The following is a 14,441-nucleotide window of genomic DNA, read 5'->3' as shown; positions in this document are numbered from 1 at the left end:
TTTTTGAAGGCTTTTTCTTTTTTCTGATGTATTTTTAATCCAATGAAAGTAATTAATCTTATATCCGGTCCAAGAAACATTTCAACAGCGCTTATGTACTCCTTTGCGCAACGCGATGATTTTAACGTTCTTGACGAACCCTTTTATGGGTTTTATTTAAAAAACACCACTACCGAAATTAACCACCCTTCCACAGCCGAAATTCTTCAAACGATGGATTTAAAAGAAGAAGTAGTGGTAGAAAGCATACGTTCTCTTTCAGGGTTAAAAAATGTATTTGTAAAGGGAATGGCTCATCATTACCTTTCAGAAAAACCAAATTATATTTTAGATTGGGAAAATATTATTTTAATACGACGCCCCGAGAAGATTATTCGTTCGTTTTCAAAAATCATTGACAATCCAAAACTGGCAGACATTGGCCTTAAAAAAGCTTCAGAACTTTTTATTTTTCTGAAAGAAAACAATAAAACTCCTATTGTGATTGACAGTGATGAACTACTTGTTAATCCAAAACGGTATTTAAAACAACTTTGTAAAAATGTAAACATTCCTTTTTCTGAAAAAATGCCTACCTGGCAGAAAGGCGGTATTCCTGAAGATGGAGTTTGGGCGCAACATTGGTATGCAAACGTGCATAATTCTGAAGGATTTCAGAAAAAAATTCAGTCTCAAAAACCTGAAGAGGAGCTACCAAAAGCGTTAAAACCTCTTTTGGAAGAGTCTATGCCGTACTACAACACTTTAAAAAAACACATTTTAAAAAATAAATAATATGTTACAACACTTTGATGAACGCAATCGTGATATTCAAGTTTTTATAAAAGATTCATTACACCACCGGGATCAGGCAAAAGTTTCAGTTTTTGATAGTTCGGTACAAGGTGGAGATGCTGTTTGGGAAGGTTTGCGTGTATACCCCGAGGGTATAGTTTGTCTAGATAAACACCTCACTCGCTTGCAAGAAAGTGCAAAAACACTTGCTTTTGTAGATATTCCTTCAAAAGCTGAAATTAAAAAAGCCATTAAAAAAACTCTTGATGCCAATGGTATGAATGATGATGTTCATATTCGGTTAACATTAACAAGAGGTGAAAAAATAACAAGTGGGATGGACCCGAGACTCAATCAAAATGGGTCTTGTTTAATTGTCTTAGCCGAATGGAAACCTCTGGTATATGATAATAGTAGCGGAATAAAAGTGTTAAGTTCTAGCCAGCGCCGCAATGCTCCGCAGTTTTTAGACAGTAAAATTCATCACAATAATTTACTGAATAATATAATAGCAAAAATTCAAGCTAATGTAGCCGGAAAAGACGCTGGATTAATGCTAGATGAACGAGGGTTTGTAGCCGAATTAAACGGAAGCAATCTGTTTATGGTTAAAAACGGTATTGTATACACGCCATTTGCTCATGCGTGTTTACCTGGTATTACCCGAAACACCGTTATAGAGTTATGTACTAATAACAATATAACTTTACAGGAAGCAGATCTTACCTTGTCTCAGTTTATGAATGCTGATGGTGTTTTTGCTACTGGTACTATGGGAGAGTTAACGCCTGTTGTTGAAATAGACGGTAGAAGTATCTCAAAAGAGAATAAAGCTATGAATCAAGTATTAGAATTGTTTAAAAACAGCATTCGGGAATACTGTGAGCCACTTTAATAAAGGCGGTAAATAAAATATTAAGCTCCTGTAGTAAAAATTCACCGATTTCCATTGCGTAATTAAAACAGAAAAAACTATCTTTGCACCGTTCAAAAAGAGGGTGGTAATTTCACCCTTAGATAACTAAAAAATAAACAGTTAATAATGTCACAAGTTAAAGGAAAAGTTGCACAGATTATTGGTCCTGTAGTAGATATAGAATTTGCTAACGGAACCGAACTTCCAAAAATATATGACTCAGTAGAGGTTAACAACCACGGAAACCTACTGGTTCTTGAAGTACAATCGCACATTGGTGAGAATACCGTAAGAACAATCTCTATGGATTCTACAGATGGTTTAAGCCGAGGTGTTGAAGCTGTAGCAACAGGAACTCCAATACAAATGCCAATAGGTGAAGATGTATATGGACGTTTATTTAACGTAATTGGTGATGCGATTGACGGTATGCCTAATCTTCCTAAAGCAGGACAAGACGGATTGCCAATTCACCGTGAAGCACCAAAATTTGAAGATTTATCTACATCTACTGAGGTACTTTTTACAGGTATTAAAGTAATTGATTTGATTGAGCCTTATGCAAAAGGAGGTAAAATTGGATTATTCGGTGGAGCCGGAGTAGGTAAAACAGTATTAATTCAAGAATTGATTAACAACATTGCAAAAGGTCACGGTGGTCTTTCTGTATTTGCCGGAGTAGGTGAACGTACTCGTGAAGGAAACGATTTACTTCGTGAGATGTTAGAATCTGGTATTATTAAATACGGTGATGATTTCTTACACTCTATGGAAGATGGAGGATGGGATTTATCAAAAGTTGATAAAACTGCAATGAAAGAAAGTAAAGCAACTTTCGTATTTGGACAAATGAACGAACCACCTGGAGCACGTGCTCGAGTAGCACTTTCAGGATTAACAATAGCTGAGTATTTCCGTGACGGAGCAGGTGATGGTCAAGGAAAAGATGTACTTTTCTTCGTTGATAACATCTTCCGTTTTACACAAGCAGGTTCTGAGGTATCAGCACTTCTAGGTCGTATGCCTTCTGCGGTAGGTTATCAGCCAACGTTAGCAACAGAGATGGGTGCTATGCAAGAGCGTATTACTTCTACCAAAAAAGGTTCTATTACTTCGGTACAAGCGGTTTACGTACCTGCAGATGACCTTACCGATCCAGCACCGGCAACAACCTTTGCTCACTTAGATGCAACAACGGTATTATCTCGTAAAATTGCAGAGCTTGGTATTTATCCAGCGGTAGACCCGTTAGATTCTACCTCTCGTATTCTTACAGCAGATATTTTAGGTGAAGAGCACTACGCTTGTGCACAACGAGTAAAAGAGTTGTTACAACGCTATAAAGAATTACAAGACATTATCGCTATTTTGGGTATGGAAGAATTATCTGAAGAAGATAAGCAAGCGGTAAACCGTGCACGTCGTGTACAGCGTTTCCTTTCTCAGCCATTCCACGTAGCAGAACAGTTTACAGGAATTCCAGGGGTATTGGTAGATATTAAAGAAACCATTAAAGGATTTAATATGATTATGGATGGTGAATTAGATCACCTTCCAGAAGCTGCCTTCAACCTGAAAGGTTCTATTGAAGAAGCAATAGAAGCTGGTGAAAAAATGTTAGCTGAATCATAAAAATAGATTTGAGAGATGAGTACTGAGATGTTAGATTTTCTTAGTACTCACATCTCACATCTCAATACTAAAATATATGTATTTAGAAATAGTAACTCCTGAAGCATCCCTAGTAAGTGGAGAAGTAGAATCGGTAACAGTACCGGGTGTAGAAGGTGAGTTTCAAATGCTCAACAACCATGCGCCTATCGTATCTGTCTTAGCCAAAGGAAAAGTAAAATTTTCTGGTAACCCTACGATTGCTGAAGGATTTGAAAATAAATTTAAAAAAGAAGACGGTAAGTGGATATTAGAAATTACCAGCGGTACCGTTGAAATGAATAACAATAAAGTAATTGTTTTGGCTGATTAATTCTGCTGAAATTTACAATACATAGTAAAAACCCAAATTTCAATAATGGAATTTGGGTTTTTTAATGCTATAAATATCATTCCTTTCTGTGGAAAATAAACATACCTACATTTCTCAGGGAAATAGGCCTTTCTGGCATAGAATTATAGCATCTCTATGCTTTACCCTCTGTATTTTCTGTCTCTACAAAATATCCACTCAAGCAGATATTAGGTGGTTTTATTTGGTGCCGTTATCTTTTTCTACGGGTTTAAGCTTTTCAATAGTGCAGGACTATCACTTTGATTTTGAAAACAAACAATATAAAATAGAAAAACACGTAGGTCCTATAAAATTCGGGAGATGGAAACCCTTTAAAAAAATAGAATACCTATCTGTTTTTAAAAATGGAAAAGGCTTTTATGAAGTTAACCTTTGGTATAATAAAAACAAACGTTTCAATATTATAAATTTTGAAGAGCTTGATATCACCCTAGAAACCGGGAAAACAATTGCTAAAAAACTAAATATAGATTTATTGGATGCAGCAACAGACCCTAGAGACTCAAAGTGGGTAACTTTATGATTATTCTGTTATTTCTTCCACTTCTTCTTTTTCTACTACCGGAGGTTTTTTAAGCTGAAGTTTCAGAATAAAGTAACCTGCAAATCCTGCTACAAGCGTACCTATTAATATACCAATTTTTGATGTAGTTAATAAAGCATCACTTCTAAAGGCTAATTCGGCTATAAAGAGTGACATTGTAAAACCTACTCCTCCCAAAAAGCTTACACCGAGTATTTGTTTAAAGTTTATTCCTGTAGGCAGTACAGCAATTTTAAGTTTATATGCTAGATAACTAAAGAGTGTAATACCTATTACTTTACCTGCAACCATGGCAATAGCAATTTGTGAAATGAGGTGTGTTGCACTTAAAGAATCTAAATCTATAGTAATACCGGCATTTGCCAAGGCAAATATGGGCATAATCACAATGGCAACCCATCCACTAAGACCGTTTTCTAGCTGCTGCATAGGTGATTGTACGCGATCTGTAATCAAGTTAATTTTATCAACTGCATCTTGTTGCGTCTCAGTCAAAATAACTCTGTTGCTGGTTGTTCTTTTAAATACGTATAATGACTTTCGTATTTCGGGAAAGAAATTTTCTAAGTTTAAGTTCCTACTCGATGGTATTACTAAAGCTAATAAAACACCTGCAATCGTTGGGTGTAACCCTGATTTTAAAAATAGAATCCAAACTGCTATTCCGCTGATAAGTAATAAATATTTTGAATGAAATTTTTTATACGCTAAAAAGCCTAAAAATATTAATATAGCCAATGCTATTAATAAATAAGAAAGATGCATCTCATGGCTGTAAAAAGTGGCAATAACCAAGATGGCTCCAATATCATCAATTACAGCAAAAGTGGTTAAGAATATCTTCAGCCCTAGAGGAACGCGTTTTCCTAGTAAGTTTAATATACCTAATGAAAAAGCAATATCTGTAGCCATTGGTATACCCCATCCAGATAGACCGCGGTCGTGGTTGTTTAACAAGAAAAATATAGCAATGGGTACCAAAATACCCCCCAATGCAGCAAAAATAGGCATTGAGGCTTTCCGCATTGTTGTGAGTTCGCCATCTAATATTTCACGTTTAATCTCAAGACCCACATAAAAAAAGAAAATAGTCATTAGACCATCATTTACCCATAAATACAGAGGTTTTTCAATAATAAAATCTGTATTGCTAAAACCTATGGCAAATGTTTCATTCCAAAAAGCGTGGTAGGTTTCTTGCCAAGGTGAATTTGCCCAAACCAAAGCAATTACAGTAAAAAGCAGAAGAATAAAACTTCCTGAGGTTGATCTATTAATAAATGTTTCTACCGGGTTTTTTGCTATTTTCAAACTGAACTTTGTTTAAGATTTTAAAAGCTATAAAGTTAAAAAAACTAGCGTGCTTTTTTCATAAAAAAAAGTCAATGTTCTAGGTATAAATTTTAAAGTTATATTTGGAGTATGTCTCAACAATTAATTACTGTAGCTACATTTTTATATTCAACTGAAGCAAATATTATAAAAGGTAGGTTAGCATCTGAAGGCGTGGTATCGTATCTTTTTGATGATATTACAATAGATACAGACCCTCTGGTAAGTAATGCCATAGGAGGTGTAAAGCTAAAAGTCGATAAAGTAGATGAAACCAAAGCCAAAGAAATATTGAGTTCTATTAGTGACTATTCTCTAGACAATACAGGTAGTGCTATACAATGTCCCAATTGTGGTGCAGAGAAAATACATTACTTTTCTAGTATATCTAGCATTAAATCTTTGATGGCCTTTCTAGTAGGTTTTTTATTTAGCGCTTTACCTTTTTATACAAAATATAGTTACAGCTGTGAAGTTTGCAAAATAAAGTTTAATCTTGTCGAAAACCAGCTTGACTAAAAGTAAACTTTACTTTAAGAAAACCTTTTATTTAAGTTTTGTAAATTTGTCGTTTTACCATATTTATGCAATTACAAGAAATAGATAGGGTTACGACCATTTCAAAAGAAGATTTCATTTCACAATATTTCAAACCTCAAAAACCAGTAGTGATTGAGCGTTTTATTGAGGATTGGCCTGCTTTTGACAAATGGAACCTAGATTATATGGCAAAAGTTGCCGGAGACAAAGAAGTACCACTCTACGACAATAGGCCGGTGAGTCATGAGGACGGTTTTAATGAACCTCACGCTAAGATGAAAATGAGCGAATACATTGAGCTCTTAAAGCGTGAACCAACAAAATACCGTATTTTTTTGTGGAATATATTAAAAGAAGTTCCTGCGTTGCAAAAAGACTATAGTTACCCAGATTTTGGTATTAAATTAATGAAAGGATTACCTATGTTGTTTTTTGGAGGGGAAGACAGTTATACCTTTATGCATTATGATATAGATCTGGCCAATATCTTTCATTTCCATTTCCACGGAAAAAAAGAAGTGATATTATTTGATCAAAAACAAAACGATTATTTATACAAAATACCACACTCACTCATCACTCGAGAAGATATCAATTTTGCAAATCCAGATTATGAAAAATGGCCCGCTTTAAAACAAGCAAAAGGCTTTAAAGCACATCTGGATCACGGGAACGTTTTGTATATGCCAGAAGGCTATTGGCATTACATGCGCTATATTACACCTGGTTTTTCTATGAGTTTAAGAGCCATCGCCCGAAATCCTAAAAACTTAGGTAAAGCTATTTACAATATTGCTGTTATGCGACACTTTGATACCTTAATGCGAAAAATTAAAGGACAAAACTGGATAGATTATAAAAATGAAAAAGCAATACGCAAAACGCACAATAAGTTAGGAATTAATCACTAATCCATCCTTTCTTTAAAAAGTAAACTGAAATAAAAAAAGCCTTGTTAAAAACAAGGCTTTTTTTATGAAATGAAATTATAACTAAGCTTTTTTATAACTAATATAGTATTCTTCCATTAAGTTCATTAAAGCAGTAATTAAATCTTTTGTTTCAAGTAAAAGACTGAAATACAACGTTGTGTTTTTTGGGCTAGACTCTTCAGTTCTGGTTCTAGCAATTTGTTTTTCAATCTTTTTTGAAACATACTCAAACAATTCTTGTTTATTGTCTAAGACTTTCTCAATATCTTCAATTCTTCTGTTTTTAAAGATTGCTTCAATGTCTTGGAACAGTTTTTCTAACGATTGATCTATCTCTTGAAGGTCTTTAATTTGATTAAAACGTAAAGCTTTATGATTATTATTGACGTGCTTATAACTCGCTTTTGAAATAAACTCGAGTGATTGAGCTACATCTTGTAAATATCCTAAAATGATGATGTAGAAGTTACTTCCGCGAACACTTTTTTCATCTAGATCTTTAATAAAATAGAAAATGTTATCACGTAGTTCATCTATTTCGTCATTAAGCTTTTTGACTCCTTTTTTGCTCTTTTTCAGTTTTGAAGTATCCTGTTTTGCCAATCCGCGTAACATATCAGAATAAATTCTATTACTTCTGTGAACAACCTTGGCAATATTATCTGCACTTTCTTGAATGATTCCTTGCACAGTATTACTTTCAGTCTTTTTAAGACCGGTCTCGTCCATTATTGCACTACTCTTCTTTTTATATGAAAGATAGTTGCGTACCAGTAATAGAACTGCAAGTAATAGTAAAATAGCGATAGCCACTCCTTTTCCTAGGTAAATAAGGTAAGCTAAAGTACCTGCGGCAACAAAAGCACTAAACGCAGTAAAGAACCAACCACCAATAACATTAAGCACACCGGCAACACGATATACTGCACTTTCTCTTCCCCAAGCTCTATCTGCAAGTGAAGTACCCATAGCAACCATAAATGTTACATACGTTGTAGATAAAGGCAATTTCATAGAGGTAGCTATTGATATAAGCACTCCTGCAACAACTAAGTTGATAGATGCTCTAATCATATCAAAAGCAGGTAATTCATACGTTTTGTGTTTGGGTAATTCTACAACAGGTTTTTCAAAACGAGAATTGATAGTTTTGGTTGTTGTTTTTGGAAGTACATAGTTTAACCCTTCAGCTACTCTAGAAGTTCCTTTTACAACAAGTCTAGAAAGCATATTTGGCTGAAATTTTTCGTGTCCATCACCTTGTCTAGAAAGACCAATTTCGGTTTCAGCAACGCTACGTGCTTTCTTAGAAAACCAAAGCGTAAGTACCATTACACCACCGGCAATAAAGAGTAAGAAAGGTTCTGCAGGCACTTTTTCAGAAAGAACATCCATTGAAAAAGAACTTGCGGCTTCACCAGAGGCTAACCAAGCTTCGTATGAATGGTAGGCAGCCATTGGTACTCCAATAAAGTTTACCAAATCATTACCTGAAAAGGCAAGTGCCAATCCAAATGTACCTACAGCAATTACAAAAACTAAGATGCTTTTTTTGAATATTTTGGTGAATAAAAAAGAAAACAGAGTCCAGAAAATAAAACTACCACCTAAGAAGTAAAGTTCATTTCCTTCTACAACTTCTTTAAAATCGCCATAATAAGGAGTTCCTTTTAGGCCTTTCATAAAAATGAAATAACCTATTGCTGTTAAAGCAAAACCTCCAAAAAATGCGCCAAAGTTTTTTATTCTTTTTTCATAATGAAACGTAAAGACCAATCGCGATAACCATTGTACTGCAGCACCAATACTGAACGCTATGACCACAGAGAGGAGAATACCTAAAATGATTTCTGTAGCTTTTGCTGTATTGATATAATTGCCTAAATCTGCCCAAGTTTCATCTGCGTTTGCGCCAATTTTTATCAATGCCATAACCACGGCTGCTCCTAATAATTCAAATACAATAGAAACGGTGGTAGAAGTGGGTAATCCTAGTGTGTTAAAAAAGTCAAGCAGTAAAATATCAGTAATCATGACGGCCATAAAGACAATCATAATTTCTTCAAAGTAGAACTCACCAGGTACAAATATCCCTTTACGAGCTACTTCCATCATTCCGCTTGAAAATACAGCGCCAATAAAAATACCAATACTGGCGATGATCATGATGGTTTTAAATGATATAGCTTTAGATCCAATTGCAGAGTTTAAAAAGTTAACCGCATCGTTACTTACTCCTACAACCAAATCTGCAACGGCAAGAACTGCCAATGCTACAATCATCAATAAATATATGTTTTCCATATCTGTTATTTAAAGTGGTGCAAATCTCTTAATTAAATTGCCTTTAATTGTTATCAAATTGTTATCTATTGTATGCTTAAAAATGAAAATCAAAACCCAATCTAAATGCTATTGGACCGTTTTCATTTTCTATTGTTGAATAGCTCACGTCACTTTGTACTTTTAATTTGTGACCTACTATATATTTTGAAACTCCTACTGTGTATTGATTTTGATTACTAGCATTGGTAACCGAATCAAAACGTAATGAAGTGAAACGACCGGCTACCTCATAATTATTTTCAAACAAATAACCGGCCTGAAGGTTTAAAGCATTTCCTACTAATACAACATCATTTGTAGGAATTCCATCTTCATCTACAGCAAGGGTCCCGTCCTGTTCAGTGGCAATAGGGTTTTCGGCTTCTCTATTGGCAAATTCTCCCATAAATGAAAAACCGTTATACTTAAACATGGCATCTATAAACACTGTTGTAATATCTGTATTATAAAATCCGGTACTTGTTTGCATATAGTTACCTAAATTACTTCTTGTTTTAACAGCATCATCATTATAATCATATGCAATACCAATCATTAACTTAGGAGATACTTCTCGTTTTAAATCACTTTGTACGTATTCTGTTCCATTTGTAAATTCACCAAAAGGCAATACTTCAACTCTTCCTGTATATTGATGGCCGCCTAGATTTCCTGAAGTAACATTTCTTCCTTCACCTTGAGAAAGGGCAAATGTTTCACGAAGAATAAATTTTTCAGAAATAAAAGTTTTATGATGTAGTTGAATACCCACATCACGGTCAATATTAAATCTGCTGTTTAATAAAGAGCGATCAATAAATTGCATGTTTCCTGAAGATACAATACGTTCTATGTTACCGGGGAGTTTGGTCTGTCCGGCCCATAGTTCAAAATTTTCGTAAAAATTCCACATAAGGACGGCATCTAAAATATACCTTGGTGCGTCACTTGTAAACTGATTTCCTCCTGAAAGATCTCTATTAGAAAGACCTAGTTCAATTTTATATTTCAACTTTGGAGAATAAGCAAAACCTTTAAATTTTAATCGTGCTCTACGTATTAAGAAATTTTGTTGAGGCGAATCATATTGAGTTCCTGTGTAATTCCACACTGAATTTGCTCTAAACTGGATGCGAGGGGCAAATTGTACACTCCAAGAACTGTCTTTAGCAACAACATTCAAAAGGCCTTTACCAAAAGATGTAGTGGTAGTATCTTGTGCTTCTACTTTATGAAACAAGATAGCCAATGCTAAAAGCGCTAGATAGCGTAGCTTCATATATAATCAATTTAAGTTTTTGTCGCTGCAAAGAACCTATCTTTATGTTAAGATAATGTTTCCTGTATATTAAATTTGTTTCAAACTATTGATAGTTGTTAACATTAAAGATAAAAAAAGCTGCCTGATCAAGGCAGCTCATACACTGAAAAAAATCTAGTCGACAAAAACTTAAACGATTTTATGTAGGTGTATTAATGTCTATAGACTCAACAAATTAATAACTCTTATGTAGTGTGTGTATCATGAAAAGATTATCAAATTATTAATTTACTTACTTGTTTTAATGTTAAATTTTAAAATATAAAACGCTAAAAAACAGTAGTTTAAAAGGTTAATGTAAATTTAATGTTATGAAAGTATTTCATTAATGTTAATAATGTTGTATATTTGAGTATAAGAATTTAAAAATTAGCGTTATGAAAAATATAATCACACTTATAGCATTAATTGCGGCAGTAGCATTAGGTAATGCACAAGAGAAACAGAAGAATGAATATGTTGTTGATGCTTCTAACAATAAATTGGTTAAAACAACTTTATATCATGACAATGGCGTTGTAGCGCAAACCGGATTTTATACTTTGGATAATAAGCTACAAGGCGAGTGGATTAGTTACGATACTAATGGAAATAAAACTGCAATAGCAAACTATCACAAAGGAGAAAAAGTAGGTTCTTGGGTGTTTTTTCAAGGAGAAACTATTAGAGAAGTAACCTATATGAATTCAAAAATTGCAAAAGTAAATACTTTTACAAAAGACAATACCCAGGTAGTTTCAAACAAATAACTATTCATTTGATAACAAAAAAGCCCGATACTTTTATTATCGGGCTTTTTTTATTGTATTAAAAACTTTTTAAAAACGAATGCTATAACTCAAGCTTATTTCTTGTCCAGGATTCCACTTTGAGAAAATTTGATCTTGTGCATTGAATGATTGATATACACTTTCTACATCATCATCTAGCAAGTTTTCAAACTTAAGGGTAACAGTTGAGTTTTTCTTTTCACCAAATGATTTTGAAATATTCAATTTTAAATTGTGAAAAGGCAATGTGTACACATCGGCTACGTCACCTGCACCAACTATTTCAAGGGTTTTTCCTTGTGTATTATAGAATAAGCCACCTTGCCAGCCGCTTTCTTCTTGATTATAATTAAAGCCAAGATTGATAAGGTAAGGCGATTGTCCTTGTAATTGACGGGTGTCGTCTAGCGTTTCCCCTTCTCTTAAGTTGTCTAATCTTCCTTGTCTTTCATCTTCACTATATTCTTGTTGTGATTCAATTAAAGAAAAGTTTGCGTTAAATGAAAGGTTTTGTAGTCCTTCAATAAAACCAAGGTTTTTTCTTATTTCAATCTCACCGCCAAAAACATTTGCGTCACCAAGATTTAATGGGGTGTATTGACCGTAAGCTCTTCTTATGAAAGAAAGTTCAATAGGATCTTTGAATGATTTATAAAATCCACTCAGTGCAAAAAAGTCACTATTTTCACCATATCGCTCATAACGAAGGTCAAAGTTGTTAATGTAACTAGGCTGTAAGTTAATATTTCCAATGAACGTGTTACTACTAATTGGATCAAAAATTTCAGCTAATGATGCTTCTTTAAAAGAAGGTCTCGCAGTTGTGCGAGCGTATGAAGCTCTTATTTTTTGGTTTCCGTCTTCGTTTAAGTCAAAGATTAAATTTGCAGATGGGAAAAAGTCAGATTTGTCCAAAACTGTTGCATTGTTTAGCTCAGTTCCGTTTTGGTTTTCTCCAGTGTATATTAAATCAAATTTTTCAAAGCGAACACCCAAAATAGCGTTGAACCAATTGGTAACTTTAAACTCTTCTGAAATATAAGCAGCACCCACACTTACTTCTGAATCATAGGTGTCTGAATCATTTGAATCTTCACGAATATAAAAACCACTGTTTGTAGCTGGGTCATAAATATTTTCATCAGCAAGGATTAAATCTGGATTACCGCCTATTGAAGCCGATGGGAAATTTAAAAATGGAATCGTAAACTTAATAACTTCAAAATCTCTTTGTTTGTACGTAAAGGCACCTCCAAATTTTACTTTAGCATCATACCCAAACAATGAATGTTTTTTGTCAATGTCTAGTTTTCCGGCTAAGTTTATTTCTTCCAAGTTTCTATAAAATCTCGAAGGTAGGCCAGATTCACTAGGCTCAATGGTAAAAGTTTCTTGGCCAGTTTCAGGATTTCTTGAGATTCTAAAAGGAGTTACTCTAAAATCTTTATCATCGATACGTGCCAGCGTAGGTGATAATTTCCACTCAACAGTCCAGTCGTTATCTTCACCTAGAGAGTGCTTTCCGCTCAGTAACCCATTGGTAATAGATCTTTCAGTATATATAAGGTTGTCTTTCTTTATCTGGTTACTACTAATGATAAAGTTACTTTGTCTAAAAATAGAAGCCTGTGATTCTCCATTTTGAATATGAAGTACATTAAATCTATATTTTGATTTTTCAGTTTTAAAAGAGAGACCTGCAAGACCACTAATTAATACATTGTTGGTTCCTGCTTCTCCATTTTGTGTTATATCTGGAAGCAATTCAAAGTTTGATTTATCTGCTTCATCTTTTCTATAAATTTGACCATCAATATACTCATCATAATAAGTGGTTTCGTTTTTATAGGAAAGAGAGGCTAAAAAACCAAGTTTGTTATCACCTATATCATATTGGTTACCAGCTGTTGCCGAAAATTTAAAATCCATAAGGCTTTGCTGTCTTTGAGCTGCCATTGTTGGGTTAAACTGCTGTGTAACTTCTCTTGCTACCGAAGCATTTTCTTGCGGAAGCGGCACATCTTGATTTGATGATAAAGGATTGTCTCTTAATCCATCGTCGAAACCTAAAAAGTCAGTTCCACTACTTTCTGAAACTAAATAATTATCATTAAAGTGAAAATCTGAATTATAACTAGCACCTACAGATAAACTATATTCTTCTCTGCTAGGAATGTCTTTAGTGACAATATCAACAACTCCACCTGTAAAATCTGCCGGTTGATCTGCTGTTGCAGACTTAATAATTAATACGTTTTCTAATATTTGAGTAGGGAAAATATCCAACTGTAACGTGTTTCTGTCAGGGTCTAATCCTGGTACATCTACACCATTTAAGATAGATTTTGTGTATCGATCCCCAAGACCTCTTACATAGACAAACTTCCCACCTTGAATTGAAACTCCCGGTACGTTTTTAACGGCAGAGGCAACACTACTAGCACCGGTTTTCTTTATGGTTTCTAGTGAAAGACCATCCATTAAGTTTATTGATTTTTTTTGTAAACTTAATACAGCAGATTCAGTGTTTTGCCTAGCTGTTGTAGTAATTACTACTTCATCAAGTTGACCGGCACTTGCGTTTAAAGTTGCATCAATAACGGTTGACTGGTCTTCTACAACCACAATATCTGTGATCTCTTTTGTTTGATAGCCAACAAATGAAAAGACAACTGTATACGTTCCCGGCTTTACGTTTAAGGTATACTTTCCTTCAAAGTCTGAAGTTGTACCGGTTTGAGAACCTTTTATTACCACATTGGCAAAAGGTAGTACGTCATTGTATTCTCCATCGTTAATGGTACCTGTTATGGTACCAGTTTGGCTAAATGCAAGTTGGGTTAAAAAAATTGATAGTAGTAGAAAAATATTTTTCATAACTGTTATTTATAGAACTTGCTCGCTTTTTTTAAAGCGAGCAAGTTAGCTAATTATATGAGAACAAAAATTTAATGTAAACTG

General features: G+C 34.2%; 12 protein-coding genes. 8 read left to right on the top strand and 4 right to left on the bottom strand.

Going from position 1 to position 14,441, the window contains the following annotated elements; genetic code table 11:
• Positions 1 to 42 precede the first annotated feature (42 nt).
• The 5 genes from INR76_RS03075 (at position 43) to INR76_RS03055 (ending at position 4,239) form a co-directional block, all read left to right on the top strand.
• Positions 43 to 774, top strand: coding sequence for a sulfotransferase family protein (locus INR76_RS03075; RefSeq protein ID WP_223109194.1), 732 nt, complete (start codon positions 43 to 45; stop codon positions 772 to 774).
• Position 775: 1 nt separating this feature from the next.
• Positions 776 to 1,669, top strand: a complete 894-nt coding sequence (locus tag INR76_RS03070; protein WP_223109193.1) for an aminotransferase class IV — start codon at positions 776 to 778, stop codon at positions 1,667 to 1,669.
• Positions 1,670 to 1,816: 147 nt separating this feature from the next.
• Positions 1,817 to 3,322 (top strand): F0F1 ATP synthase subunit beta, encoded by a 1,506-nt coding sequence (gene atpD / locus INR76_RS03065; RefSeq protein ID WP_223109192.1) that lies wholly within the window; start codon positions 1,817 to 1,819, stop codon positions 3,320 to 3,322.
• A gap of 76 nt (positions 3,323 to 3,398) precedes the next feature.
• Positions 3,399 to 3,674, top strand: coding sequence for a F0F1 ATP synthase subunit epsilon (locus tag INR76_RS03060; RefSeq protein ID WP_223109191.1), 276 nt, complete (start codon positions 3,399 to 3,401; stop codon positions 3,672 to 3,674).
• A 265-nt stretch (positions 3,675 to 3,939) separates the two neighbouring features.
• The gene (locus INR76_RS03055) at positions 3,940 to 4,239 is read left to right on the top strand and encodes a hypothetical protein (protein WP_223109190.1); all 300 of its coding nucleotides are present in this window, start codon (positions 3,940 to 3,942) and stop codon (positions 4,237 to 4,239) included.
• Here INR76_RS03055 and nhaA read toward each other — a convergent pair whose 3' ends face one another.
• Positions 4,240 to 5,571, bottom strand: coding sequence for a Na+/H+ antiporter NhaA (gene nhaA, locus INR76_RS03050; RefSeq protein ID WP_223109189.1), 1,332 nt, complete (start codon positions 5,569 to 5,571; stop codon positions 4,240 to 4,242).
• Positions 5,572 to 5,682: 111 nt separating this feature from the next.
• Between nhaA and INR76_RS03045 the strand changes: the two genes are divergently transcribed.
• Positions 5,683 to 6,111 carry a DUF2007 domain-containing protein gene (locus tag INR76_RS03045; protein ID WP_223109188.1) on the top strand — a complete coding sequence of 143 codons (429 nt, stop codon included), beginning with the start codon at positions 5,683 to 5,685 and terminating at the stop codon, positions 6,109 to 6,111.
• A 65-nt stretch (positions 6,112 to 6,176) separates the two neighbouring features.
• Complete coding sequence (locus INR76_RS03040) at positions 6,177 to 7,043, top strand: cupin-like domain-containing protein (RefSeq protein ID WP_370632421.1); 867 nt, start codon at positions 6,177 to 6,179, stop codon at positions 7,041 to 7,043.
• 81 nt (positions 7,044 to 7,124) lie between these two features.
• Here the strand turns inward: INR76_RS03040 and INR76_RS03035 are convergent, their stop codons facing one another.
• Positions 7,125 to 9,368, bottom strand: a complete 2,244-nt coding sequence (locus INR76_RS03035; protein ID WP_223109187.1) for an inorganic phosphate transporter — start codon at positions 9,366 to 9,368, stop codon at positions 7,125 to 7,127.
• A gap of 76 nt (positions 9,369 to 9,444) precedes the next feature.
• Complete coding sequence (locus INR76_RS03030) at positions 9,445 to 10,668, bottom strand: porin (RefSeq protein WP_223109186.1); 1,224 nt, start codon at positions 10,666 to 10,668, stop codon at positions 9,445 to 9,447.
• A 419-nt stretch (positions 10,669 to 11,087) separates the two neighbouring features.
• Between INR76_RS03030 and INR76_RS03025 the strand changes: the two genes are divergently transcribed.
• Positions 11,088 to 11,459: a toxin-antitoxin system YwqK family antitoxin gene (locus tag INR76_RS03025; protein WP_223109185.1), complete on the top strand. Its 372-nt coding sequence runs from the start codon at positions 11,088 to 11,090 to the stop codon at positions 11,457 to 11,459.
• Positions 11,460 to 11,528: 69 nt separating this feature from the next.
• On the opposite strand, the gene INR76_RS03020 is transcribed toward INR76_RS03025, so the two are convergent.
• Positions 11,529 to 14,357 carry a TonB-dependent receptor gene (locus tag INR76_RS03020; RefSeq protein ID WP_223109184.1) on the bottom strand — a complete coding sequence of 943 codons (2,829 nt, stop codon included), beginning with the start codon at positions 14,355 to 14,357 and terminating at the stop codon, positions 11,529 to 11,531.
• Positions 14,358 to 14,441 lie beyond the last annotated feature (84 nt).

Origin of the sequence: Marixanthomonas sp. SCSIO 43207 (genome assembly GCF_019904255.1) — a bacterium.
Lineage (GTDB): Bacteria > Bacteroidota > Bacteroidia > Flavobacteriales > Flavobacteriaceae > Marixanthomonas.
Note: the sequence above shows the minus strand (reverse complement) of the source record. Positions and strands in the feature narration are given on the sequence as shown.